General features: G+C 63.0%; 23 protein-coding genes and 2 pseudogenes. 12 read left to right on the forward strand and 13 right to left on the reverse strand.

The annotated features are described in order from the left end of the window. Window positions 1-413: 413 nt before the first annotated feature. Window positions 414-1,103: a glutathione binding-like protein gene (locus KWO_RS17735; protein WP_010379196.1), complete on the reverse strand. Its 690-nt coding sequence runs from the start codon at window positions 1,101-1,103 to the stop codon at window positions 414-416. A gap of 382 nt (window positions 1,104-1,485) precedes the next feature. Here KWO_RS17735 and KWO_RS17740 point away from each other — a divergent pair, with 382 nt between their 5' ends. The 5 genes from KWO_RS17740 (at window position 1,486) to KWO_RS17760 (ending at window position 9,125) form a co-directional block, all read left to right on the forward strand. Then, on the forward strand, window positions 1,486-4,500 hold the full coding sequence (locus tag KWO_RS17740) for a TonB-dependent receptor (protein WP_010379195.1): 3,015 nt from the start codon (window positions 1,486-1,488) through the stop codon (window positions 4,498-4,500). A 195-nt stretch (window positions 4,501-4,695) separates the two neighbouring features. Next, a complete protein-coding gene (locus KWO_RS17745; RefSeq protein ID WP_010379193.1) occupies window positions 4,696-5,397 on the forward strand; it encodes a SapC family protein in 702 nt (233 codons plus the stop codon). Continuing rightward, window positions 5,387-6,400 carry a cupin-like domain-containing protein gene (locus tag KWO_RS17750; RefSeq protein WP_010369891.1) on the forward strand — a complete coding sequence of 338 codons (1,014 nt, stop codon included), beginning with the start codon at window positions 5,387-5,389 and terminating at the stop codon, window positions 6,398-6,400. The genes KWO_RS17745 and KWO_RS17750 overlap by 11 nt, the downstream gene beginning before the upstream one ends. A gap of 10 nt (window positions 6,401-6,410) precedes the next feature. Further along, a complete protein-coding gene (locus tag KWO_RS17755) occupies window positions 6,411-7,976 on the forward strand; it encodes a tryptophan halogenase family protein (protein WP_017113930.1) in 1,566 nt (521 codons plus the stop codon). Window positions 7,977-8,114: 138 nt separating this feature from the next. Continuing rightward, the gene (locus KWO_RS17760; protein WP_017112282.1) at window positions 8,115-9,125 is read left to right on the forward strand and encodes an energy transducer TonB; all 1,011 of its coding nucleotides are present in this window, start codon (window positions 8,115-8,117) and stop codon (window positions 9,123-9,125) included. A 349-nt stretch (window positions 9,126-9,474) separates the two neighbouring features. Here KWO_RS17760 and KWO_RS17765 read toward each other — a convergent pair whose 3' ends face one another. The 6 genes and pseudogenes from KWO_RS17765 to KWO_RS17795 form a co-directional block, all read right to left on the reverse strand. Further along, window positions 9,475-10,665, reverse strand: coding sequence for an ABC transporter permease (locus tag KWO_RS17765; RefSeq protein ID WP_010379180.1), 1,191 nt, complete (start codon window positions 10,663-10,665; stop codon window positions 9,475-9,477). Continuing rightward, window positions 10,662-11,408, reverse strand: coding sequence for an ABC transporter ATP-binding protein (locus tag KWO_RS17770; RefSeq protein ID WP_010379176.1), 747 nt, complete (start codon window positions 11,406-11,408; stop codon window positions 10,662-10,664). The genes KWO_RS17765 and KWO_RS17770 overlap by 4 nt, the downstream gene beginning before the upstream one ends. Window positions 11,409-11,439: 31 nt before the next feature. Further along, window positions 11,440-13,034: pseudogene (locus KWO_RS17775) on the reverse strand (alpha/beta hydrolase). Window positions 13,035-13,322: 288 nt separating this feature from the next. After that, window positions 13,323-13,523, reverse strand: a complete 201-nt coding sequence (locus tag KWO_RS17785; protein WP_010369869.1) for a helix-turn-helix transcriptional regulator — start codon at window positions 13,521-13,523, stop codon at window positions 13,323-13,325. Continuing rightward, window positions 13,520-14,107, reverse strand: coding sequence for a hypothetical protein (locus KWO_RS17790; RefSeq protein WP_026113198.1), 588 nt, complete (start codon window positions 14,105-14,107; stop codon window positions 13,520-13,522). Before KWO_RS17790 ends, KWO_RS17785 begins: the two co-directional genes overlap by 4 nt. Before the next feature lie 483 nt (window positions 14,108-14,590). Next, window positions 14,591-14,863, reverse strand: coding sequence for a metal/formaldehyde-sensitive transcriptional repressor (locus KWO_RS17795; protein ID WP_010379171.1), 273 nt, complete (start codon window positions 14,861-14,863; stop codon window positions 14,591-14,593). 61 nt (window positions 14,864-14,924) lie between these two features. Here KWO_RS17795 and dmeF point away from each other — a divergent pair, with 61 nt between their 5' ends. Next, entirely contained in the window at window positions 14,925-15,905 is a 981-nt protein-coding gene (dmeF, locus tag KWO_RS17800) for a CDF family Co(II)/Ni(II) efflux transporter DmeF (RefSeq protein WP_010379168.1), read from the forward strand. 84 nt (window positions 15,906-15,989) lie between these two features. Here dmeF and KWO_RS17805 read toward each other — a convergent pair whose 3' ends face one another. Continuing rightward, complete coding sequence (locus tag KWO_RS17805) at window positions 15,990-16,712, reverse strand: ferredoxin--NADP reductase (RefSeq protein ID WP_010369863.1); 723 nt, start codon at window positions 16,710-16,712, stop codon at window positions 15,990-15,992. 140 nt (window positions 16,713-16,852) lie between these two features. Here KWO_RS17805 and KWO_RS17810 point away from each other — a divergent pair, with 140 nt between their 5' ends. The 5 genes from KWO_RS17810 (at window position 16,853) to KWO_RS17830 (ending at window position 21,343) form a co-directional block, all read left to right on the forward strand. After that, window positions 16,853-17,848, forward strand: coding sequence for an ABC transporter ATP-binding protein (locus tag KWO_RS17810; RefSeq protein ID WP_017112279.1), 996 nt, complete (start codon window positions 16,853-16,855; stop codon window positions 17,846-17,848). Further along, window positions 17,845-18,657, forward strand: coding sequence for an ABC transporter permease (locus tag KWO_RS17815; protein WP_026112132.1), 813 nt, complete (start codon window positions 17,845-17,847; stop codon window positions 18,655-18,657). Before KWO_RS17810 ends, KWO_RS17815 begins: the two co-directional genes overlap by 4 nt. 1 nt (window position 18,658) lies before the next feature. Further along, window positions 18,659-19,237: a hypothetical protein gene (locus KWO_RS17820; RefSeq protein WP_010379162.1), complete on the forward strand. Its 579-nt coding sequence runs from the start codon at window positions 18,659-18,661 to the stop codon at window positions 19,235-19,237. 120 nt (window positions 19,238-19,357) lie between these two features. Continuing rightward, window positions 19,358-20,296 (forward strand): 2-dehydropantoate 2-reductase, encoded by a 939-nt coding sequence (gene panE / locus KWO_RS17825; RefSeq protein WP_010379160.1) that lies wholly within the window; start codon window positions 19,358-19,360, stop codon window positions 20,294-20,296. Window positions 20,297-20,359: 63 nt separating this feature from the next. Then, window positions 20,360-21,343, forward strand: coding sequence for an IS5 family transposase (locus KWO_RS17830; RefSeq protein WP_017113471.1), 984 nt, complete (start codon window positions 20,360-20,362; stop codon window positions 21,341-21,343). Window positions 21,344-21,565: 222 nt separating this feature from the next. Here the strand turns inward: KWO_RS17830 and KWO_RS17840 are convergent, their stop codons facing one another. Both KWO_RS17840 and KWO_RS17845 read right to left on the reverse strand, forming a co-directional pair. Continuing rightward, the gene (locus KWO_RS17840) at window positions 21,566-22,465 is read right to left on the reverse strand and encodes an XVIPCD domain-containing protein (RefSeq protein WP_010381488.1); all 900 of its coding nucleotides are present in this window, start codon (window positions 22,463-22,465) and stop codon (window positions 21,566-21,568) included. 104 nt (window positions 22,466-22,569) lie between these two features. After that, window positions 22,570-23,118 (reverse strand): hypothetical protein, encoded by a 549-nt coding sequence (locus KWO_RS17845; RefSeq protein WP_017114380.1) that lies wholly within the window; start codon window positions 23,116-23,118, stop codon window positions 22,570-22,572. A gap of 387 nt (window positions 23,119-23,505) precedes the next feature. Here KWO_RS17845 and KWO_RS17850 point away from each other — a divergent pair, with 387 nt between their 5' ends. Then, window positions 23,506-24,021, forward strand: coding sequence for a hypothetical protein (locus KWO_RS17850; protein WP_010369841.1), 516 nt, complete (start codon window positions 23,506-23,508; stop codon window positions 24,019-24,021). A 146-nt stretch (window positions 24,022-24,167) separates the two neighbouring features. On the opposite strand, the pseudogene KWO_RS17855 reads toward KWO_RS17850, so the two are convergent. The 3 genes and pseudogenes from KWO_RS17855 to KWO_RS17865 form a co-directional block, all read right to left on the reverse strand. Beyond that, window positions 24,168-24,568: pseudogene (locus KWO_RS17855) on the reverse strand (acyl-CoA thioesterase). Between the two features lie 107 nt (window positions 24,569-24,675). Continuing rightward, window positions 24,676-25,002, reverse strand: coding sequence for a thioredoxin family protein (locus tag KWO_RS17860; protein WP_010381482.1), 327 nt, complete (start codon window positions 25,000-25,002; stop codon window positions 24,676-24,678). Next, window positions 24,974-25,468 (reverse strand): flavodoxin, encoded by a 495-nt coding sequence (locus tag KWO_RS17865; protein WP_010381480.1) that lies wholly within the window; start codon window positions 25,466-25,468, stop codon window positions 24,974-24,976. The genes KWO_RS17860 and KWO_RS17865 overlap by 29 nt, the downstream gene beginning before the upstream one ends. Between the last annotated feature and the right edge of the window lie 2 nt (window positions 25,469-25,470).

Here is a 25,470-nt window from a genome sequence, read left to right on the forward strand (position 1 = left end):
TGATCCTGTTTGACGACTGCGCACAGGATGCGGCGGTGGTGTGGATTTGAGAAGCGCAGCGATGCCGATGTTGGACGCTTGGGCGCGCGTGCGTGGGGATGCATGGCGCTGGAGTTGCGCGTGCATCGGGATATGTCGGTGCGTGGTCGATAACAACCGCCCGTCGCGTGCGTGAGTAGCTATGTGTTCGCTGTCAGTGTCCGCCACACCGTACCCTCACCCCCGTTTCGCGCCCCAGCCCGCGTTTGCGACGCGGGCGCTCCAGGGCACGCGCGCGAGTGGCGCGCAAGACGTGCCTTCTTGCCCCGCGGGAGAGGGGCTTTAGGCGCCATGTTGAGCTGTTCTCCCCGGTGTAAAGGGATTTCAGCGCCGGTGTTGAGCGGCCATGCCCGCTCTGCTGTTACGACTACGCTTCAGCGCTTGCCGAACAGGTGTTTGCGCTCCTCCTCGCTGAGCGGCTTGCCGGCATTGGGATTGACCTTGTCCTTGAGTGCGTAGGCGCGCTGGGTGGCCGGGCGGGCGGCGATGGCGTCGTGCCAGCGCTTCAGATGGGGGAATTCGGCGTAGTCCGGCTTGAGATCGCCATACACTTCGATCCACGGATAGCTGGCCATATCGGCGATGCCGTAATCGTTGCCGGCCAGGAAGGCGCGGTCGGCCAGGCGCTTGTCGAGCACGCCATGCAGGCGGCGCACCTCGTTGTTGTAGCGCTCGATCGCGTAGGGAATCTTTTCCGGTGCATAGACGTTGAAGTGGCCCATCTGGCCGCTCATCGGGCCCAGCCCGCCCATCTGCCAGAACAGCCATTCCAGTGCAGCGATCCGGCCGCGGGCATCGCGCGGCAGGAAGCGGCCGGTCTTCTCGGCCAGATACAGCAGGATCGCGCCGGACTCGAACACGCTCTGCGCACCACCGCCATCGGCCGGTGCATGGTCGACAATGGCCGGCATCTTGTTGTTGGGCGAAATCTGCAGGAATGCCGGTTCGAATTGCTCGCCCTTGCCGATGTTGACCGGCTTGAGGGTGTACTGCAGCCCCGCCTCTTCCAGAAACAGCGTGACTTTGTGCCCGTTGGGCGTGGGCCAGTAGTACAGATCGATCATCGTGCGCTCCAGTCAAAGGTGGTCGTTGCGGCAGGCCTGACTCAAGGGCGGCTGCCTTGCGTGCAGGCGTCGGGCCGGCAACGCACTCGCACCTGACGAATCCGCTTGCCAGTGCACATCCAAGGCGTGTGCCCGCTACCTCAGTGCCATCGCATCTTGAGAGAGGTTGCCATCCAAGCGCGATGGTAAGGCCAAGCGTTTGCCTATGGCGGCATGACACACCTGGCTCGGTGGAACGATGTGTGACGCGACAGGGTCGCGGCCGATGCTGCAGTGCAAATTGACTTTGTTAAGGCTGCACTAACAAATGCTCGATTGTTCCGTCGACCTTTGCCTGCCCCCGTGGGGCCGGCCTTATCTTCTGTTTGGGGAAGCAATCACCGTGAGAGAGACTCGCACCCTGCCGCGCACGCGGCGCTTGACGTCTGCCCTGCTGTTCGCCTTGTCGACTCCGCTGGCCGCGCAGACCGCGCCGGCGCCGCAATCGGCATCCACTGTCCCGGGTTCCAGTCAGGCCGACCCCGCCACCCTCGATACCGTCCAGGTCAGCGGTATTCGCGGCAGCCTTACCTCGTCGATGAACGTCAAACGCGATGCGCAAGGCATCGTCGACGGCATCGTGGCCGAAGACATCGGCAAATTCCCCGATACCAACCTGGCCGAGTCGTTGCAGCGCATCAGCGGTGTGTCGATCGACCGCTCGCTGGGCGAAGGCTCGCGCGTCACCGTGCGCGGCGTCGGCCCGGACTTCAACCTGGTGCTGTTGAACGGCCGCCAGATGCCGGGCGCCAGCATCGAAGAATCCAATGCCTCCAACTCGCGTGCGTTCGACTTCGCCAACCTGGCGTCCGAGTCGATCTCCGGTATCGAGGTGTTCAAGACCAGCCGTGCCAGCACGCCCACCGGCGGTATCGGCGCGACCATCAACATCAAGACTGCCCGGCCGCTGGATAATCCCGGCATGCATGCCAACGTGGGCCTCAAGGGTGTGCACGACTCGTCCAACGAGAACCTGCCCGGCCGCTTGCAGGGCGATTCGCTGACGCCGGAAATCTCCGGCATCTTCAGCAACACCTCGGCCGACGGACGCTTCGGCGTGTCGCTGAGCGGCAGCTACCAGGAACGCGACTTCGGCTACAGCCAGGTCGGCGTCCCCAATGGCTGGCGCGCATTCCGCGGCGATTCCACCGCCTACGGCACCATTCCGCAGCCGGGCGCACCGGGTTCGGAAAACATCGTCAACCGCCCCGGTCCGAACGATATCTATTCGGTGCCGCAGAACCTCAACTACCGCGTGGTCGGCGTCGAACGCCAGCGCACCAACGGCCAGCTGGTGCTGCAGTACAAGCCGCTGGACAACATCACCACCACGCTGGATTACACCTACTCGGAAAACAAGATCCAGCAGCAGCGCAACGAGATGTCGGTGTGGTTCAACTACGGACCGTCCGCCAGCGCCTGGACCAAGGGACCGGTTGCCGGTCCGATCACCTATTCGGAAATCGTCAATCCGCCCACCAGCGATCTGGCCACCGCCGGGTCCAATGCGGCCACGCGCAACCAGAACAAGTCGCTGGGTTTCAACGTGGATTGGGCGGTGAACGACCAGTTCAAGCTCAACTTCGACATCCACCGCTCCACCGCCGAGGCCGGCGCGGACAGCCCGTACGGGTCGAGCAACTCGCTGGGCGTGTCCGGCTTCTACCGCGGCACCTCGGTGGTGGATTTCAGCAAGGATTTCCCGGTGTTGCAGCAGCAGCTGGGCTTCGGACTGAACGGTCTGGACCCGTCGCGCACGCTGGTCACCGGCTCGGCATTCCGCAACAGCTACATGAAGTCGGAAATCGATCAAGCCCAGGTCAATGGCGACTTCACCTTCGAAAACTATTCGCAGTTGAAGTTCGGCATTGGCAGCACCGAGGTCAAGAACCGCTCGGCGTTCTCCAACGTGCAGCGCGACACCTGGGGCGGCAACGGCACCGCGGCCGATTATCCGGACGACTTGTGGATTCCCAGCTCGTTTGCGCAGTACTTCGATGCGATCGACGGCAGCGGCAATCCTCAGCAGTTCAACCAGCTGTACCTGTTCGACTTCGAGCGCGTGCGCCAGGCTGCTGCGCAAGCGGCTGGCGATGAGTCGCTGTACCGCATCTCGCCGGTGTTCACCACCGACCGCCGCGTGACCGAAAAGTCCAAGAACGCCTACCTGCAGTGGAACAACAGCTGGGACGATCTGCGCGTGCCGATCAGCCTGGCGGCAGGCGTGCGTTACGAAGAAACCAAGGTGGACGCGCAGGCGCTGGTGCCGGTGGCAGTGGGCATCGACTGGGTTGCCAACAACGAATTGCCGATCCGTCTGGCCAACTCGGCGTTTGCCGGCGGCAGCGGCAAGTACGAATACTGGTTGCCCAGCCTGGATCTGAGCTTCAAGCTCACCGAAGATCTGGTGCTGCGCGGCAGCTACGGCGAAACCATCGGCCGCCCGGGCTGGGGCGATATCCAGGGCGGGCAGACGCTCAACCAGATCGGCCGCATCGAAGGCGGCACCGGCCAGGAAGGCAACCCGGGCCTGAAGCCGCTGCTCTCGCACAACATCGACTTCTCGCTGGAGTGGTACTACAGCGAGGCCAGCTACGCCTCGGTGGGTTTCTTCCGCAAGAACATCGACAACTACATCGGCGTCACCACGCGTAACGATACGTCGCTGGGCTTGAACACCCCGATCGGTGGCACGTACTGGAATGAAGCGCTGGGCAACGGCTGCGCCTCGGCCGACCTGACCTGTATCCGCAACTACATCTTCCGCAACCGCGGCGGTGCGCCGGGCGTGGTGCGCGGCGCTGACGATGCCAACGGCAACGCCACCGGTGTGATCAGTGGTCAGCCGGGCGACCCGGTGGCCAACTTCGCCATCACCGCGCCGGCCAACCAGCGCTCGGCATCGTTGGACGGCTGGGAATTCAACGTGCAGCACATGTTCGGCGCCAGCGGCTTCGGCGTATCGGCCAACTACACCAAGGTCGACTCCGGGCTGACCTACAACAACTACGTGATCGGCGAGCAGTTCGCGCTGGAAGGCTTGAGCGATTCGGCCAACTTCGTCGGCTTCTACGACAAGGACCAGTGGCAGGTGCGTGCGGCCTACAACTGGCGCGACCAATTCCTGGCTGCGCGTTTCGATGGCAGCGGCCAGCCCAATCCGGTCTACACCGAAGCCTATGGTCAGCTGGACCTGAGCATCGGTTACCAGTGGACCGAGAACCTGTCGCTGAGCCTGGAGGCGATCAACCTCACCAACGAAATCCAGCGTCAGCATGGTCGGCAGAAGAACGAGATTATCTATGCCACCCAGACCGGTCCACGCTACATGCTGGGCCTGCGTTACAAGTTCTGGTGATCCACGCTTAGGCGATGCAGGAATCGGGAATGACGGCATCGCTGCAGTCACCAATACGTCCCCGGCAGCCTGGCTGCCGGGGACGTACACGGCCGTTGCACCCGGCCCGACGACGTGAATGCGTCCAGGGCTTGCCGTGCAGTGGCGATTCGTTGAAGCATAGGCCACGCGCCCCGCGTGCAGTGCCAATCCCCCATGACCAATGCTGTGTTGTTGAATAATCTCGATCACCGCACTCTGCGCGTGATCACCGCGCACGGCGCCGCCTACGGCGATGACGTGATGTCGGCTGCGACCTTTCCACAAGAATTCCGCCAGTTGCAGGCGCAATACCCCATCGTGTTCCATCGCAGCGGCGAGCGCAGTTTTCGGCCGCTGGTGTTACTGGGATTACGCCTGGGCGAAAACCTGTTTCTGCATGGCGCGCGTTGGAATGCGCCCTATATTCCGCTGTCGATTCAGCGACAGCCGTTCCTGATCGGCGAACAACCCGACGGGCCGATGGTGCACGTGGACCTGGACAGCCCGCGCGTCAGCAGCACCGAGGGCGAATTGCTGTTTCGCGAACACGGCGGCACCACCGAATTTCTCGACCACATCAGCCAGGTGCTGCGCACGCTGCACGATGGCCTGGTGGCCAGCACGGCATTCGTCGAACGTGCGCTGCGTTACGACCTGCTCGAACCACTCGTGTTCGAAGCCACCTTGAACAACGGCCTGGAATGCCGCCTTGCCGGGCTGTATGTCGTGCACGAAGAACGCCTGCGCGCACTCGATGACGCGGCGCTGCTCGATCTGCACCGGCATGGCGATCTGGAACCGCTGTACATGGCGATGGCCTCGATCGCGCAATTTCGCCATCTGCTTGAACGCATGAATCGCCGCCATGCTGGCTGAGCCGCGCGCCATCGAAGAGCGCCATGGCCTGGACCCGCAACAGCTGGACCCGGCCATCCTTCGCTCCACCACGCCGCTGGTGCTGCGCGGGCTGGTGCGCGACTGGCCGCTGGCGCAGGCCGGTGCGACTTCTGCGCAGGCTGCTGCAAACTATCTGCGTGGTTTCGACCGTGGCGAGGCGGTGGTCGCGCAGGTTGGGCCACCGGAGATTGGCGGGCGTTTCTTCTACAACGCGGACATGAGCGGCTTCAACTTCCGCCCTGAGCGCGTGCCCTTGGGTGTGGTGTTGGACACCTTGTTGCGCGACCTCGATAACGCGCAGCCACCGGCCATCTATGTCGGCTCCACCACGCTGGACACCTACCTGCCCGACCTGCGCGCGCACAACCCGATCGCGCTGCCGCAGAGCGAGCCGCTGGCCAGCATATGGATCGGCAACCGCACCCGCATCGCCGCGCATCAGGATCTGCCCGACAACCTGGCCTGCGTGGTCGCCGGACGGCGCCGCTTTACGTTGTTTCCACCCGAGCAGTTGGCCAATCTCTATATCGGCCCGCTGGATCTGACCCCGGCCGGGCAACCGGTCAGCCTGGTGGATGTCACGGCGCCGGATCTGCAGCGCTTTCCGCGCTATGCGCAGGCGCTGGAACATGCGCTGGTCGCCGAACTGCAACCGGGCGATGCGTTGTTCATTCCCAGCATGTGGTGGCATCACATCGAAGCACTGGAAAGCTTCAACGTGCTGGTCAATTTCTGGTGGCGGCAGAGCCCGGCCTACATGGATTCGCCGATGAACGCGCTGATGCTGGCGCTGCTGACCATCCGCGACTTACCGGCAGAACAACGCGCCACCTGGCAAGAAGTGTTTCGTCACTATGTCTTCGAGGCCGACGACAGCACCGCCGCGCATCTGCCCGATGCCGCACGCGGTGTGTTGGCCACGATGGACGACGCCAACGCGCGCAGCCTGCGCGCGCGGCTGCTGCAACGCTTGAATCGCTGAGGACCTCGCCATGCCCCACACCATGCCTTCCGATCCGCAACAGCGCCCGGTGCGCCGCATCGTCATCGCCGGTGGCGGCACGGCCGGCTGGATGGCCGCTGCGGCCATGTCGAAGTTGCTGGGCCGGCACCTGCAGATCACCTTGGTGGAGTCGGACGAGATCGGCACGGTGGGCGTGGGCGAAGCCACCATTCCCAGCCTGGTCACCTTCCACCGTTTGCTGGAGATCGACGAGGCCGCCTTCATGGCCGCCACCCAGGCCACCATCAAGCTCGGTATCGCCTTCGAACACTGGCGCGATGTGGACCGGCATTACATTCACTCCTTCGGTCATGCCGGCACCGATCACTGGAGCGCCGGGTTTCAGCATTTCTGGTTGAAGGGGCAGCAGCGCGGTGTGGCGCGCGACTTCGGCGACTATTGCCTGGAACTGCGTGCGGCGCAGGAAGGCCGCTTTGCGCACCTGCCCAATGGCGGCATGAATTACGCCTATCACCTGGACGCCGGGCTGTACGCGCGCTTCCTGCGCCGCTTCAGCGAAGGCTTCGGCGTCACGCGCATCGAAGGCCGCATCGGCCAGGTGGAAACCAATGCGGAAAGCGGCTTCCTGACCGCGCTGACGCTACAGGACGGCACGCGGGTGGAAGGCGACCTGTTCCTGGATTGCACCGGCTTTGCCGGCCTGCTGATCGGCAAGACGCTGGGCGTGGGCAGCGACGATTGGTCGCGCTGGTTGTTCGCCGACAGCGCGCTGGCAGTGCAGACCGAATCGGTGGGCCCGCCCGTGACCTACACCCGCTCGCGCGCCGATCAGGCCGGCTGGATGTGGCGCATTCCGCTGCAGCACCGGGTGGGCAACGGCATCGTGTATTCCAGCCGCCACATGGACCAGGACAGCGCCCGCGTAGTGCTGGAACGCAACCTCACCGGGCGCGCGCTCACCGCGCCGCGGCCGCTGCGCTTCACGCCCAACCAGCGCCACCGCGTGTGGGAGAAGAACTGCGTGGCGCTGGGCCTGGCCAGCGGCTTTCTGGAGCCGCTGGAATCGACCAACATCCATCTGATCCAGCGCGGCATCATCCGCCTGCTGCAGACCTTTCCACAGGTCATCAATGCTGTCGACATCGCCGAGTACAACCGTCAGGCGGCCGACGAAATCACCCACATCCGCGATTTCGTGATCCTGCATTACCACGCCACCGATCGCCGCGACACGTCCTTCTGGCGCGACTGCGCGGCAATGGATATCCCCGATTCGCTGCGCCATCGGGTGGAGTTGTTCCGCCAGAGCGGTCGTGTATTTCATCAGGCCAATGAACTGTTTGCCGAGAATTCGTGGGTGCAGGTGATGCTGGGCCAGGGCATCGTCCCGCAACAGCATCACCCGGTGGCCGACCTGATGGGCGATGCGGAGCTGAGCCGTTTCCTGGAAACCATCCGCACCCGGGTGGAGGGAGCGCTGGTGCGGTTGCCCGCGCACGCGGACTTCCTGCAACGCTACTGCCCTGCCCCGCCGCCGCCCGAACCGGCCGCACGCGTGCCGGCCCCGACGGTCATGGCGACCCTTGCGGGATAAATTTCGATGATCTGCTGCGCAACCTTGGCTTAGACCGGCCCGGCAATGCTAGATTGCGGCATTGCCGTCCATTGCGGGAACAATGGCCGGCGCTCGCCGCAGCAACGTTATCTTTCGCATTCGGGGTAAGGGAGACGCATGTTGGATCTGACACAGGGCCGTATGGCACGCCGGATCGCGCCGGTCATTTTGTTGGTTGGCCTGGCCGCCTGCTCCAAGCAGGAAGACAAGGCCGCCACCACCGCGCCAGCCACTGGCAGCACGCCGGCAGCACCGGCGGCCGCACCGACACCTGCCACAGCGGTCTCGCCGCAAGTGCAGTCGATGGGCGCCGACCAGCTGCGCGCATCGGCCACCAAGGCGCTGCAGGACAACCGCATGTACGCCCCGGCCGGCGACAACGCGCTGGAGTACTACCTGGCCTTGCGTGAGAAGCAGCCGCAGGACGCCACCGTCAACAGCGCGCTGACCGACCTGCTGCCCTATACGCTGATCGCCGCCGAACAGAGTATCAGCCGCGAAGAATTCCCCGAAGCGCAGCGTTTGATTGCGTTGATCGAAAAGGTCGACCCCAAGGCACCGGCATTGCCGCGCCTGAAGAGCGGCCTGGAAACCGGCATGAAGACCGCCGCCAACCGCTCCGAGCAGGATGCCGAGCAGGCCAAGAAGCAGGTCGAGGACAAGGCCAAGCAAGCCGCCGACCAGAAGCGTCTGGCCGAGCAGCAGACCCGCGAAGCCGCTGCTGCCCAGCAGATTGCCGCGCAACAGGAAGCGGCCCGCCAGCAGACCGCCGAGGCCGAACGCCAGGCCGCTGCACGCCGTCAGGCCGAAACGCCCGCGCCGGCACCAACGCGTCCGGCTCCGGCGCCTGCGGCCGCCGCGGCACCGGCCGCGCAGTCGCTGCGCCCGATCAGCACCCCGGCACCGCGCTACCCAGCCGAAGCATTGCGTGCCGGCACCTCCGGCGAAGTGCTGGTGGAACTCACGGTCGGCACCGACGGCTCGATCACTGCCTCGCGCGTGCTGCGCGCCAACCCACCGCGCGTGTTCGATCGCGAAGCGCTCAACGCAGTCAAGCGCTGGCGTTTTGAGCCGGTCGCCGCACCGGTGACCACGCGGCGCACGCTGTCGTTCAATCCGGGCGGTTGAGTAAGTGGCTGGGTGGCTGGGTGGTTTGCTGACGGCTGACTGAGTGAGTCTGTTAGTCGCTGGTCGCTGGTCGTTGATTGACGATCGTTATTGATGCACTGCACTCCCGGCAAATGCCGGGCGCCAAATAAAAAGCCCGCAGCGATGCGGGCTTTTTGTTGGTTAGTCATCCATACCCTCATCTGCCCTTCGGGCACCTTCTCCCCATGAAGGAGGACAATGTCCCGAGGGGAAAAGGGATGCTAAATGCCAGGAAAGGCACTGCAAACCCCTTTCCCTTGGGAGAGGGTTGGCGTGCGGGTACGGTTTCGCCGGGCACTTACAGCGAACAGCCAATTGCTAAAGAACATCAGCCCGAAATCGCCAGACGCTCCTGATGATAACGGCGCACTGCCGCATACCACAGCAATGCCGCCACACCGAAACCGGCCAGCAGATACACCGCCCAGGTCTGCACGTTGATGGTCTCGTGGCGGATCACCTTCAACAGCATCTGGTTCTGTGCCAGAAACGGCACCGCAAAATGCCATAGCTGCGTCTTCAGCGGATACGCCATCAACGCATAGCCCGGCAGCATCGGCAGCAGCAGCAACCAGGTCATATGCGCCTGCGCTTCCTTCATGCTTTTGGCGGCGGCGGCCAGATAGGTCAGCAGCGAGGTGCCGACGAACAGCATCGGCACCAGGATGAAGAGCATCTGCAGCATCGGCAAGAAACCGACATTGAGCTGGCGCCCAAGGTTGGACGTGGACAGCTGCGCACTCAGCTTGAACGCCAGCAAGGTGAGCAACAACGACACCATGCCGATCACGCAGGCCGCAGCAATCTTGCCGCTGACAATGGCGCTGCGTGGTGCGGGCGTGGCCAGCAACGGCTCCAGCGATTGGCGTTCGCGCTCGCCGGCGGTGGCATCCAGAATCAACGACGCGCCACCCAGAAACGAGGTGATCACCAGCAACACCGGCAGCAGCATCGCCATCATCTGGCCGCGTTTGGCTTCGGCAGTGGCCAGGTCTTGCGCGGCAACTTCCAGGGGCCTGGAAACCTGCGCATCGATGCCGCGTGCCAGCAAACGCAAGGCGCCGACCTGCTGGCTGTAGCCGGTGAGCGCGGCCTGCAAGCGCATGCCCGGCACATCGGCCTCGCGGCGCGTGCTGTCCTTGATGATCTCCACCAGCGCCGGCCGACCTTCGCGCCAGTCATCGGCGTAGGTGTCGCTGATGCGCAGTGCCACATCCACATCCTGGTTGCGAATCGCCGCCGTCAGATCGGCTGGCGCATCTACTGCATTGAGCCCTTGCGCGGCGAGAAAACGCACCAGATTCGGCGCGTTGCTGCGACCGAGGGTGGGAATGTCGAGCGGCTTGTCGATCTGCGTACGCACGCGGCTTTCGCTTAAGGCACCCATGCCCAGAATCAGAATCGGGTAGAGCAACGGCGATAACAGCAATGCCAATGCCAGGGTGCGGCGGTCGCGCGAGATGTCACGCAATTCCTTGCGCAGCACGGTCCATAGCGTGGAGAACAACGATGTGCTCATGCGTGCAATCCCTCGTCCGAGCCGATCGCCTTGACGAAGGCGTCTTCCAGATTGTTTTCACCAGTGGCAGCGCGCAGTTCGTCAGCGCTCCCGGATGCCACCACCGTGCCCTTTGCGATGATGACGATGCGATCGCACAGCGCTGCCACCTCCTGCATGATGTGGCTGGAGAAAATCACGCAGCGCCCTTCCGCACGCAGCTGCTGCAAGAAGCCACGCATGGCACGGGTGGTCATTACATCCAAGCCGTTGGTGGGCTCGTCCAGAATCACATTGCGTGGGTCGTGTACCAATGCGCGCGCAATCGCGGTCTTGGTGCGCTGACCCTGGCTGAAACCTTCGGTCTGGCGGTCCAGAATGTCGTCCATGTCCAAGGCCTTCGACAGCAGCGTTGTGCGCTGCGCGATCTGTGCGCGCGACATGCCATGCAACTCACCGAAGTAGGCGATGTTCTCGCGTGCGGTCAAACGCTTGTAGACGCCGCGTGCTTCCGGCAACACGCCGAGTGCGCGGCGCACAGTCACCGGGTCGCGGGCGACATCCACACCATCGATGGTGACCCTGCCCTGGTCGGGTGACATCAGCGTGTAGAGCATGCGCAAGGTGGTGGTTTTGCCGGCACCGTTGGGGCCGAGCAGGCCGGTGATCTGGCCATCGGCAGCGCTGAAACTGACCCCGTCGACGGCTTTCACCAGCCCGGCCTTGGTCTTGAACGACTTATGCAAAGTATCGACGACGATCATGCGAGCGCCTCCGTGGCGTGGTCGATGCGGCTCATGGTTCCCATCCGTTGAACGAGGTGAACGCGGGCACGGTGTTGAGGTTGGCAACGCAGGTGGTATCCAGCGCCTTGGCATCGGCGGTCTGCATGAACTGGCTCAGCACCTTGGGCATGCAGCCCAGCCGGAACACCCCATGCCCCTGCCCGGGCGCAATCACGTGCCGGCCGTTGGGCAGTCCCTGCAGTACCCGCTCGGCGTAGCGTGGCGGCGTGACCGGATCGAGCTGGCCGGAGAGCAGCAACACCGGCAGCGTCGATCGGAAAGGCGCGCTCGCAGCGGCCGGTGCCGGTTTGGAGGGCCACACCTTGCACGGTGCAAAGAACATCTCGGCCACCTCGTTGCCCAGCAGCGTGGTCTCCTGGTCGGGTGCGTGATAACGCCCGGCGTCTTCGCTGCACAACACCGACCATTGCATCAAACGATTCATCTGATCGGACATGCCCGAAGCGCTCATCTGCGCCAAGGCCATCAACGAGGCATACCGACCTGCGGCCGCTTCATCGAGCACCAGAGGCAACAGCGATGCGGTTTCTGGCGCATACGAGAAACCGAACGCCAGGCCCGCCACGGTGTCGGCAGTGACCTGCTCGTGGCGCAAGGCACCCGTGCGCGGATCGCGGTAGTCCACCGCCACCGGTGCCTGCCGCAGCCGCTCGACCACCTGGCGCAACTGCGTGGCGGTATCGACCGGAAAGCGCTTGGAGCAGGCAGGCTGCTGGCGGCATTGCGCAGACTGCAGCGCAATCGCATCTTCGAAGGTACGCGCGAACTCGCCGCCGATCACCAGATCGTTCGGCGCCACGCCATCGATCACCACGGTGCGCGTGTGCTGCGGATAACGTGCGGCATAGTGCTGCGCCACACGCGTGCCGTACGAGGCACCGATCAGATTCAGCGACTGCACGCCCAGTGCCGCGCGTACCGCATCCAGATCGCCAATGGCTTCGCTGGTGGTGTAGTAGGGTCGGCGTCGTTGCGCAAACCGTCGGCGCATCGGGCTGCATACGCAGTCAATTGCTCGGCGGTGGCTTCGCTGCTGTTGTCCAACGCCAGCGGCTTGCCGGCCGCGTCACGACACTCCAGCGGATGCGAGCCACCGGTGCCGCGCTGATCGACCAGAAAGATGTCGCGCTGCTTGCGGACTTCATGCAGGCCCATGTCCACGATCGCCGCGACTTCGGTGGCCGATTGCCCCGGCCCACCAGCAATGAAGAACACCGGGTCGGGCGCGCTGCCGCCACCGGCTTCGCTTTCCAGCCAGGCAATCTTCAACGCGATGCTGCGCCCGCTCGGCGCGGCCGGATTTTCCGGCACGCGCAGCGTTGCGCATTGCGCTTCGATGTTGCCTGCAGCACCACCAGCACTCAGCGTGCACGGCGTGAACAGCAGCGTGCCGTAACGATTGCCTGCTGCGCTGCCGGGTGGGTTGCTTGCAGCAGGCTGCTGCGCAGTCGTACCCGGCGCTGTGGCGGTGGATTTTCCTGCAACGTCGTTTGCTGCGGCGGGCGCTGCGGCGCGCTGGCATCCTGCAGCCAACATCGCGATCAGCACGGCCGCCACTACTGTGGATTGCTTGACCATCGTCATCCTATCTCCTGGTATTCCCTGTCCCCTGACGTTGCAAACGGCCACACGTGACCGCGGCAACGAGAGCGTGTTATGTACTTTGAGGTGAGTGCGAAGCGTCCTGTGGCGCGTCGAGACAAGGCGTGCGCTTTGCCGAGGCTGGCCGCCTGGGCAAAGCGCGCAACGCAGTATCGGCGCGCCACAGGGCACTTCCCGAAGGGTTGGCCGCCAGCGGCACGGAGCGCCGCGCAGCACCCGCTCCGCGCCGCTGGCGATCAACGCATCTCATCTCAAAATACATAACACGCTCTAATGCCCGTCTTCGTAAAGAAAAACGTGCTCGATCGATTCCCCAAACAAACGTGCGATACGAAACGCCAACGGCAGGCTGGGATCGTATTTGCCGGTTTCCAGCGCATTGATCGTCTGCCGCGACACGCCCAGCCGTTCGCCTAACTCGCCTTGCGACCAGCCACTGGCCTCGCGCAATTCGCGCACGCGGCTATTCATTCAAAACGACGCGCGTGGATGCTTTTGGTAATGCCGTAGATGGCGCACAACAACGGAAATACCCATAGCATCGCCGCGCTCGCCGGAACATCGATCAGCTCGGCTGCCTGCAAGAATCTGGCGGTCATATACGCACCGCTGACCAGGCCGGCGGCAATGGCGATGGCTTCCAGTTCGATACGTCGGTCCATCTCGTCCGAATCGCGCACGTAACGCGCCACCGCACGAATCACCGGCACGACCAGCACCGCCGGCAGCAAGGCGATCAGCACACGCGCCCAGTTCGGGCCGACATGCCCAAGCAGATAGCGCCAGAACAGCATCACCACCACGTACAACAGCATCGGTACGCCGAATTCGCGGTGATACCGCTGCGCCAACGCTGGGCGGGTGCTGTCGCGCAGATTGCCGCGCGCCAGCCACATCGGCACCGAAAACAGCATGCACGACCCACCAATGCCGGCGCTGAGCCAGGCGATGTAATCGTCCATCGGCAGCACCTGCCGCAGACCCAGCAGCCCGATGCCGAGGAAGAACATTCCCACGCAGAACACCAACAGCGCCTTGCGCTTGCAATTCGTCATTTGCACGGCCTCGGAGAAGCGACTGCCTGCGCTGCACGAGCCCTGCGCATACACCTGGCGGCTGTTCGCACAGTGCGTTGCGGTGTGCGGGCATGCCTGCATTCCATTTGCCTATGCTGCTGCCGCATCACATTCGCCTGTCAAGTACGCTTGACAGGCAAGATGCGCTTACTCGAACCTGCTGTCAAGCACCCTTTACACATTCGAACAGGCGCATGGGCGTCGTCTGCGTTGCTGGCGGATGTTGTGCGATGCATGCAGTCAGACACGCGCGGTTTTTGCGTCGTCGGCGCGCCACTACATGCATGCGGTCCAAGGCGGCGTTCCCAACGGTATCGCGCAACTTCTGCAGTGGTGACGCATGCGAAGTGGCTTGTGATGCACATTGCCGCACGCCGTTGCCTGCGTGAGATGACATCTGCATGCCGCACCAGCGCAGACCACGCCCGCTTTGCGCTACGCGCAGTCGCTTCGTTGACCGCTCTATTTCAGATAAGTCTTGAGGATGGCGGTGATGTCGTCCACTGCCAGCTCGCGCTCGCCCAGTGCGTCCGGCGCGGCAACGTGGTGCTTCAGATGCTCGCTTAGCAGCTCGACCATCAAGCCCTGCGCCGCGCCGCGAAAGGCGGCTACCTGGGTCAGTAACGCGGTGCATTCCACGTCCTGCGCCAGGGCTTTTTCCAGCCCTTCCACCTGCCCGCGCATCCTGCGCACGCGCGCAAGCAACTTGGATTTGTCCTGAGTGAGATGCGCCACCTAATACCCCCCTGGGGTATTTAAGATACCCTGTGGGGTACCTTAGCCAGAGCCACAGCCGATGTCGACCAAGCACGCCGCGCCGCATTGCGCGCAGTCGCACACCTTTGCCAGCGCCAATCCGCTTGCCGAGCGCAGTACCCGCAAGGCGGTCATCCTGACCGTGCTCATGATGATGGTGGAGATCGTGGGCGGCTGGATGCTCAATTTCATGGCCCTGCTCGCCGACGGCTGGCATATGAGCTCGCACGCGTTGGCGCTGGGGCTGGCGTTGTTCGCTTATCGCTTTGCGCGGCAGCATGCCGGGGATGTGCGCTTCACCTTCGGCACCTGGAAGGTCGAAGTGCTGGGCGGCTACACCAGCGCGATCCTGTTGTTGGGCGTGGCCGGGCTGATGGCCTTCCAATCGGTGGAACGCTTGTTCACGCCCGAGCCCATCCAATATCAGGAAGCCACCGTCATTGCGGTGATCGGCCTGCTGGTCAATCTGATCTGCGCGTGGTGGCTGCGCGACTCGCATGGGCATGCTCACTCCCACGGGCACGACAGTCACGGCCATGCGCACCCACACGATGGTCATGGTCATCACGATGCGCACAGCGATCTCAATCTGCGCGCGGCGTATCTGCACGTGGTGGCCGATGCCGCGACCTCGGTGCTCGCCATCGTGGCGCTGGTTGCCGGCATGCACTGGGGCGTGACCTGGCTGGACCCCATCATGGGCATCGTCGGCGCGGTGCTGGTCACCGTCTGGGCCTGGGGGCTGCTGCGCCGCACCGGCAGCGTGCTGCTGGATGCGGAGATGGACGCGCCGGTGGTGGCAGAGGTGAAGCAGGTCATCGCCGAGCTTGGGCATGCGATCGACATTGCCGACCTGCATGTCTGGCGCGTCGGCAGCGAGCGGTATGCCTGCGTCGTCAGCCTGGTCACTGCAGCCGACATCGATGCGGAGCTGGTGCGCCGCGCACTGCAGATTCACGAAGAACTGGTGCATGTCACGGTGGAGCTGCAGCGGCCTGCGCTACTGAGCGCTGCGGCCTGAGTACCGCAGCAACGCCGGGCCGCGCTGCAGGCCACAGCGTACCTGCGGGCGCAGGCGGCTTGCACGCGCAGGCTGCAGGCCGCCTCAGACCTTAGGCGGCGTGGAGCTGACGTACTTCTCGCGGCGGATCTGCGCACTCGGCAGCCCGGCCGCTTTCAGCGCTTCCAGGCAGGTGTCCACCATGTCGGGGTTGCCGCACAGATAGGCGATATCGTGCGCAGCATCGGGCGCGAACTCGGCCAGGTGCTGCTGCACGTAGCCGTGCCGTACATCGGCGTGCGGCTGCTTGGGCAGTTCGCGCGAGAAGCACGGCACGTAGCGGAACTGCGGATGCGCATCGGCAAACGCGCGGAAATCGTCGCCGTACAGCAGCTCGGCCGGGGTGCGTGCGCCCTGCAGCAACACCACCTGCACGCCGCGGGTGGCGATCGCCTCGGCCAGCAGCGGCAGCATCGAGCGATACGGGGTCACCCCGGTGCCGGTGGCGATCAGCACATAGCGCTGGTTGTGGTCGCCTGGCTGCAGGCAGAAGCGCCCGTAGGGCCCGCTGGCCTGCAACTGGTCGCCAATCTCCAGGCCTTCGAACAAGGCCGTGGCCGAGCCGCCGGGTACGAAACTCACCGCAATATCCACCGCCTCACCCGGTCCAAGCGCGTGGTCGTGGATGGTCGCCAGCGAATAGCTGCGCTTGGTCGGCGTGCCATCGGCGTAGTCGAAATGGATCTGGATGAACTGGCCGGGCTGGAAATCCAGCGGCTGCCCGTCGTCACGGACGAACTGACAGTGGGCCACGGTGGGCGCAAGCATGCGCCGGTCAACAAGCTTGAGGGGGAATTGAACGGGCACGAACGTATATAGGACAGTCTGTGATGGGGGCAACCCCCAACGGGCTTCTATAATAACGGCTGCAACTTGCTGCGCCGTCACCCTGGCGCAAAGGACCCGGCTTGAACTCCCCATCTCCCAGTGCGCCCGCCCTGCGCGTGTGCGATCTGCGCAAGACCTACGACAACGGCACCCAGGCGCTCAAGGGCGTGTCGCTGGACGTGGCGCCCGGCGATTTCTTCGCCCTGCTCGGCCCTAACGGGGCCGGCAAATCCACCCTGATCGGCATCATCAGCTCGCTGGTGAACCTGTCCGGCGGGCAGGTGGAAGTGTTCGGTACCGACCTGGTCCGGCACCGCAGCGATGCGATGCGCCTGATCGGCCTGGTGCCGCAAGAAATCAACTTCAACCTGTTCGAAAAACCGTTCGACATCCTGGTCAATTACGCCGGCTTCTACGGCATGCCGCGCAGCCAGGCGCAAGCGCTGGCCGAGGTGGAACTGCGCCGCGCGCACCTGTGGGAAAAGGCGCAGGTGATGAGCCGCACGCTGTCCGGCGGCATGAAGCGCCGGCTGATGATCGCCCGCGCCATGATGACCCAGCCGTGCCTGCTGATCCTGGACGAGCCCACCGCGGGTGTGGATATCGAGATCCGCCGCGACATGTGGCGCGTACTCAAGGACATCAACGCCGCCAGCACCACGATCATCCTGACCACGCATTACCTGGAAGAAGCCGAGCACCTGTGCCGCAACCTGGCCATCATCAATCATGGCCAGATCGTCACCCAGGGTCCGATGCGCGAACTGCTGGCCAAGCTCGACGTGGAAGGTTTCCTGTTCGATATCGACGGTGAGCTGCCGGCGCAGCTGCCGGTGATCGAAGGCACCACGCTCACCGCCATCGACGGCCACACGCTGGATCTGGACATGCCGCGCGCGATGGACCTCAACCGCGTGTTCGCCAGCCTGGACGATGCCGGCATCCGCGTGCGCTCGATGCGTACCAAGAGCAACCGGCTGGAAGAATTGTTCGTTCGTCTGACCGGGCCTGGCGAGACCGTCGCCGCCCCGGCTCCTGCCACAGCGGCGCCCGTGCGCCCGGCAGGCCACCCATGAGTTCTTCGGAGTCGTCGATGTCCGCCACGCCCCCAACACCCCGCCAACGCAACTGGATTGCGCTGTGCACCATCGTGCGCCGCGAAGTGCAGCGCATCCTGCGCATCTGGGGCCAGACCCTGGTGCCGCCGGCCATCACCATGACGCTCTACTTTTTGATCTTCGGCGGGCTGATCGGCTCGCGCGTCGGCGACATGGGCGGCTATAGCTACATGCAGTTCATCGTGCCGGGCCTGGTGATGATGAGCGTGATCCAGAACAGCTACGGCAACATTTCCTCCAGCTTCTTCGGCGCCAAGTTCGGCCGCCATGTGGAAGAGCTGCTGGTCAGCCCGATGCCCAATTGGGTGATCTTGTGGGGCTATGTGTCCGGCGCGGTGTTGCGCGGAGTGATGGTCGGCGCAATCGTGTTGATCATCGCGATGTTCTTCACCCCGGTGCGTATCCCGCACCCAATCGTGACACTGACCACGGTGCTGCTGGGCGCGATCATCTTTTCGCTGGCCGGCTTCGTCAACGCGGTCTACGCCAAGAAGTTCGACGACGTGGCGATCGTGCCCACCTTCATCCTGACCCCGCTGTCCTACCTGGGCGGCGTGTTCTATTCGGTGAAACTGCTGCCCGGCTGGGCCGAAGCCGCCACCCAGGCCAACCCGATCTTCTACATGGTTAATGCGTTCCGCTACGGCCTGCTCGGCAGCTCGGACGTGCCGATCTGGGTGGCCTACGCATTGATGCTGGGCTTTGTCGCCGTGCTCAGCGCGGTCGCGCTGTGGCTGCTGCGGCGGGGTGTGGGGCTGCGGAGTTGATATGGATCGCAAGTATGTGACGCAGAGCGTGGAGGGCTACTCGCATGCGCTTCTCGCGAGCGCGGCACACTCTTTCGCTGAAAGAAGCCAAGATGCTTCAGAGGAACAACCTAACCAGTTCGCGCTAGGCGCCATGATGATGTGCTGCTTCGCCTTGGAGGCTTATTTCAACCAACTCGGGCATGCACTACACGAACGCCGAATGCTTCCGGAGGTGAATAATATCGGGGATTTTGAGCGGAACGCGCCAGATCAGAAATTTCTAGCCTTAGCTGATGCGCTCGATATGGTCCTCAACGCAATGCCGCATGCGTGGATAGGTGAAGCATTCCGCTTCCGCAATAAGGTTGCTCATGCAAAACCTTACTCGCGCAACGATGAGGAAGCTACGTGGAAGGGGGCGAGGCCGCGCACTCCCAGCACCGATCCGCCCTGGGCTAAGCAAGCAAGACCGCAAGAAGCCAGCCGGTTCGTGGGAAACATGAAAGAAGTTATCGATAGAATGAATGAGGCCAGCCGGGAAAAGCTAGACAAAGACTTTCCAATAGAAATCTTTGGCAGTGGTAGCTCGACCTACTGAGCCAAACAAAAGGCTCCGGCGGGTCCGCCAGAGCCTGATGCCGACCGAGAATCCCCGATCCGGCACAAAGGCTATCACTACACCCGGCATGTACCCAACATCACATCGAACGGAGAACCTATGCGTATTTTGATCCTCGGCGCCGGCGGCACCGGTGGCTATTTCGGCGGACGTCTGGTGCAGGCCGGCGTCGACGTCACCTTCCTGGTGCGCGAAGCGCGTGCGGCGCAGTTGCAGGCCGACGGCTTGCGCATTCGCAGCCCGCTGGGCGATGCGCAGTTGCAGGTGGCGCATGTCACCGCGCAAGACTTGCCGGCGCAGGTGGCGCAGCAGCCGTTCGATCTGGTGATCCTCAGCTGCAAGGCCTACGACCTGGACAGCGCGATCGAAGCGATTGCGCCGGCGGTGGGCGAGCACACCACGGTGTTGCCCATCCTCAACGGGCTGCGCCATTACGCGGCCCTGGACGAGCGCTTCGGTGCGGCGCGGGTGCTGGGCGGGCTGTGCTTTATCAGCGCCACCAAGGGCGAGCACGGCGAGATTTTGCACCTGGGCAATCCGGCGGCGATCACCTTCGGCGAGCGCAGCGGTGACGCGCATTCGGCGCGGGTGCAGGCATTTGCAGCCGCCTGCGCGCAGGCCGGCATCACCCATGTGGCGAGCGAGCAGATCGCGCAGGAACAATGGATCAAGTACAGCTTTCTCACCGCGCTGGCCGCGGCCACCTGCTTGATGCGTGCGCCGGTGGGCGCGATCGTGGCCACCGACGACGGCCGTGCCTTGATCAACGGCCTGTACAACGAATGCCTATGGGCTGCGGATGCGGCCGGGCACTCGATTCCCGAGCCTGCACGCGCCAAAGCGTTGCAAACGCTGCTACAGGTGGATTCGCCGCTCAAGGCCTCGATGCTGCGCGACCTGGAAGCCGGCCAGGACGTGGAAGCGGCGCAGATCGTCGGCGACATGCTCAGGCGCGTACGCGAGACCGGCCGCAATGCACCGCTGCTGATGGCGGCCAACGTGCACCTGCAGGCGTATCAGGTGTTGCGGCATCTTTAAGGAAACTCTGAACAACTCCCCTTGATCCTGCGACAATCACACAGACGCAACGGGACAACGACGATGCAACTGACCTTCGGCGATGCGGAGTACAACGGCAAGCGCAAGCGGACGCGGCGTGAGGTGTTCTTGGCCGAGATGGACCAGGTCGTGCCGTGGAAGGATCTGCTGGCACTGATCGAACCGCACTACCCGAAGTCGGGGCAGCCGGGGCGACAGCCGTATCGGCTGGAGACGATGCTGCGCATCCACTTTTTGCAGCAGTGGTACGCACTGAGCGATCCATCGGCGGAAGAAGCACTGTACGACACGGTGTCGATGCGCCGTTTTGCGAAGATCGGCGGGCTGGATGAGGTGCCGGATGAAACGACGATTCTCAACTTCCGGCATTTGCTGGAGCGGCATGATTTGGCGCGCAAGCTGTTCAACCGGGTCAACGCGCACCTGTCGCGTAAAGGGCAGAGTCTGCGGGGCGGGACGATCGTGGATGCCACGATCATTGCGGCGCCAAGTTCGACCAAGAACAAGGATGGCGAGCGCGATCCGGACATGCACCAGACCAAGAAGGGCAACCAGTACTTCTTCGGGATGAAGGCGCACATCGGGGTGGACGATGAGTCGGGCCTGGTGCACCACGTGGAATGCACGGCGGCCAACGCAGCGGACATCACGCAGGCGCACAAGCTGCTGCACGGCAAGGAAGACACTGTGAGCGGCGACAGCGGCTACACCGGGCTGGACAAGCGCGATGAGATGAAGGGCAAGCGCACGCTGCGCTACCTGATCGCGGAGAAGCCCTCGAAGCTGAAGCAGATCAAGAATAAGCGCGAACTGAAGTTGGCCAAGCGCTGGGAGCACACCAAAGCCAGCCTGCGTGCGAAGGTGGAACACCCGTTTCGGGTGATCAAGCGTCAGTTTGGTTACGTCAAGGTGCGCTATCGCGGTTTGGCGAAGAACACCGCACAGGTGCTGACGCTGTTTGCACTATCGAATCTGTGGCTGACGCGCAAAGCGTTAATGCCTGCTGCGGGGAAGCTGTGCCTGTAATCCAGGCAACACCCCGCAAACGTGCCGAAACCGGCAAAAAATCGGCGATTTGAGCGCCCTCAGCGCGGCGGATGCGGTTGCTTCGTTTTCCGGTCGCGTTGATCAGACCATCCTTAATGCTGTTGGAGAGTCGCCGTGTTCGGCGTGCACCAGCCGGCGCGCCGCCTACGTCCCCAGTGCGCCGCTGGCACACATGCCAAAAGCGAGCAGATGCATCAGGCCTCATACCATCCGATGCTGAGGGGCAATCGACTGCTCCCGCTGCTGATCGTGCTGCTGAGACTGCTGTAGCCGCTGGGTCTCACTGAGGGACTGCAGCTGTGCCAGTGATTGCTCGACCGGCTGTGCGATCGCATCGTTCGTCTTCATATGCGCCATCCTATGCGCAGGATCGTTCAATGCCCCTTCGACAACGAACATATTCTCGCCCTGCCGCGCAGACTTGGTTTCCTCGCTCAGCACAACGTGATCGATTCGCGACAGCCCGTTCTCCTTCGCAAGATACGCACTACTTGCTGCAAGGCGGGCGCTGTTGTCATCGTAATCACGACCCAGGCCTTGTTCGAGACGACGAACGGCTTCTTCTGCTTGGCGATGCAGTGGATCCTGCGATGACGTACTTGCTGCGATTGTGGTGACTTCGGCTGGGTACGTGTGATTCCCAGGCTGGGCCTCACCGATCACCTTATGCCACCACTGCTGATCGGGCTTGGGATTGATGTGTTCCTTGTTCAACTCACTTTTTGGCATGGGTGCAGGAATACTTCTGACATCGTCTACATTTTCCGCCGGCCTGAGCGCGCCCTCAAATACTTTGTCGACCCCTTTCTTAGTCATGCGATGCAGGCCCGCGTGATTGAGTGCATCCCACGTAAAGTCGATACAGCTATTATCCGCCCCGTTGTAGTGCATATTGAATCCGTTTTTTGCAGGATTCGCACCAAAATCTGCCAGCTTTTCGTACTGCTCCTTGCTGACCTCCATCGTACGTGAGTAGTAGGGATCCTTGTAGGTGTCAACGTCATTAAAAGAAACTCTCCCTGGCCCGCTGGCTGCGCCATGCTTGACCGGCGAGAACCCATAACTTTTAACGGTCGCCCCATCGTCAATCGAATAGTACATATGACCACCGAAAGACGTTCCTCCAGCCATCAATGGCGTACCTGCGGCAGCAACGTAGACGGTGACTGCATAGCGCTTTTCATGATCATCCACGCTTATTCCCCTTACTTTCCCTTGTAGGTGTAGGCGACAATAAGTTGCGCATTCGCCGCAATCAACGCCTCGGAATTGCGGTCAAAGCGTAGCGTGAGCCGATATCGGCCTGGCCGAACAGCATTATTGTATCCAAACGCCAACTCTCTAGACGCAGCATGTCCCACGGATAGACCGGCGTCGCGCAGCGTCGTCCCGTCCGCATCAAAGGCGAACAGACCAGGCGCAATGCCATCAACAGATAAGGGAATGGACGCCTGCTGCCCTACCCCCACACGTTGACTACGCTGCAATCCCACGAGAATTGCACCAGATGGTTCAATCCGTTCTAGGTGAAGCTCGGCCGAAACACCAGCGCTAATTAGCCTGTCGGCAGTTTCGGAAACTGCAGTTGGATCGACGCCGGTCACCCGCACACCGATGAATATGGGCGGAGTAGGGTCATCCGGAAGTGCAGGCACATCGAATTCCAGGTCAACGGGCACACGGTGATGTGGAGTCAAGCTCCGCACCAGTGGGATGGCGGTTCTCATCTCTATCTGCTCCTTTGCAGTGGGCATAGTGGCAGGCGGCAATGGCGCGCTGCATCCGGCGATCAGGCAGGCGATCAATGCCGTGGATGCAAAGCGCTTTCGTTGGTTTGCACGGGGCACGGTACTTATCCAGTGAGTGGTTATACAGCAGCCGGGATTTTGCTAGTTTATAAGCGACACCGTGTCATGATAGTAGTCTGTCGCAGTCAAATTTAAATAGACATACCAAGCAGCAGATTTTTAGTGGCGCCTTTGGCCGTGAGCTCAGCCTTCCGGCCGTCGGGTGTTGTAAAAGCCACGCAGATATAGGGGGCATTCGACTGACTCCGCTAGCCACAGCGCTTTACCGCCGCCTTCGCACCGCCACGACGCCACGCACACGATGCTCTGCATCCCTCTATCGCCGTCATCATCATGAAACTGCTCAGCCACCTGTTCCGTGCCGGTCATTTCGTGATTCTGGCGTTTTTCGTGCTGTGCGCGGCGGGCCTGGTGACGATGGCCGGGCTGGAGTTGTGGCACGGCTTCACACCAGGCGGCGACATGGTGGTGCGCGACCGTTTCAACGTCGTGCTCGAAGCCGTCGGCCTGCTCACGGTGGCGCTGGTGACGCTGGAACTGGGCCAGACCATTTTCGAAGAAGAGATCCTGCGCGACGTCAAAGTCAGCGGGCCCACCCGCGTGCGGCGTTACCTGTCGCGCTTTTTCGTGGTGATCGTAATTGCGCTGGCGATCGAGACGCTGGTGTCGATCTTCGAACTGATGCATGCCGACCCGGCCAAGCTACCGTATGCCGCAGCCGTTGGCTCCTGCGCGGCGCTGTTGCTGATCGCCTGGGGCGTGTTCGTCAAACTCAATCGCAGCGCCGAAGAGCTGGAACCCGAGGCAATGGAAGAAACCAAGCGCGAAGACCGTGAGGTGCAGGAGTAAGCGCGGTCATAGCGGCTAAGTCCACGTAGTAAGCGGTCGTCAGGCCGGAGTGGACGGCGCGCAGGAACCGCGTGCACGTGATACATGCTGCACCGAGCGCCGGCCGCGCCCACATGGCGGCTGCGCAGTCGTTTTGTTCGCTGCTCTCAGTGGGCTGTCGATAACGGCGGTACTGCGGTCGGCTTGCCATCGGCGCCGAGCGCAATCATCACGAAATGCCAGCGCGTACACAGCTCTCGCGCGCCGCTGAGCAGGTCTTCGGCGATCAGTTCCACTTCCACCTTGATCGAGCTGCGCCCCACCGACACCACGCGGGCGATGGTTTCCACCATCTGGCCCTGGCGGATCGGCAATTTGAAATCCACCTGGTCCGAACGCGCGGTCACCACGGTGCGGCGCGCATAGCGCGAGGCGGCCAGGAACGCGGCCTTGTCCATCCACGCCAGCGCCTGGCCGCCGAACAGCGTGCCCATGTGATTGGTATGGTTGGGAACACGATCTCGGCCATGCGGGCTTCGGTCGGTGGATTTGCGCGACTGTCGGGCATCAAAGTGTCTCCAATGAACCTGAGCGCAGGCCTTGCATGTTGCCGGTGCGTGCTTGCCTGCGTTTGCGAATGACGCGCCGTGCAACCGCAGAAGCAGCTGCAACCAGTTAGAGGCTAGTCTTTACCGCTGCTTCCACCTGCGCCGGTGACTGGAATCCAGGCAAACGTGCCACTTCGGCGCCGTCCTTGAACAAGGCCAGGGTCGGTGTCTGCCGCAAGCCCAGGCCACGGAAGAACTCCTCGCCCACCACTTCCAGCTTGACCTTGAGCAGTGCGACGCCTGCGGCGTCCTCGCTCGCGGCGAACTTGGTCAGCGACATGTCGAGCATCTTGCAGCCCGGGCAATTGTCTTTGTAGTAGTCGACGAGCAAGCGCGGATGCGCAGCCAAGGCGGCAGCGTAGTCGTCAGGGGTAGTGGCGTGGAGCGTCTGCATGGGGCGTGTTCTCGAACGGTACGTCGGTAAGGGCAAGAATTGTGTCAGTCCAGTGTTGGATCTTGGAGGCGTCGCGTTCACCGTGGGGCATTTGTTCGATCTCCAGCCGCGGGTAGCGCGTACCGAAGAATGCTGCGATGCGCCGGGCAGCACCGCAGTAGTTCTCCTCGCCCCACTGCGTCTCGCCGGTGCCGAACACCGCCAGGCGTTCCGGCTTACCGACCGCGGCAACGAGCTGTTCGATAAAACGTTTCATCTCCGGTGGCGTACGCCCGGCGTTGATGCTCCAGCTGCCGAGGATATAGAGATCGTGCTCTGCGCCATCCGGGCACGCCTGCGCCAGCGTCTGGATATCGGCATCGATCCAGGTGACTGCATGCCCCAGTTCCTCGCACCGTGCGCAGATCGCGCGCGCAACATCGCGCGTGTTGCCGCTGAGCGAGGTGTGGGCGAGGAGGATGCGCATGA

It is taken from the genome of Xanthomonas vasicola pv. musacearum NCPPB 4379, assembly GCF_000277895.2.
Lineage (GTDB): Bacteria > Pseudomonadota > Gammaproteobacteria > Xanthomonadales > Xanthomonadaceae > Xanthomonas > Xanthomonas vasicola.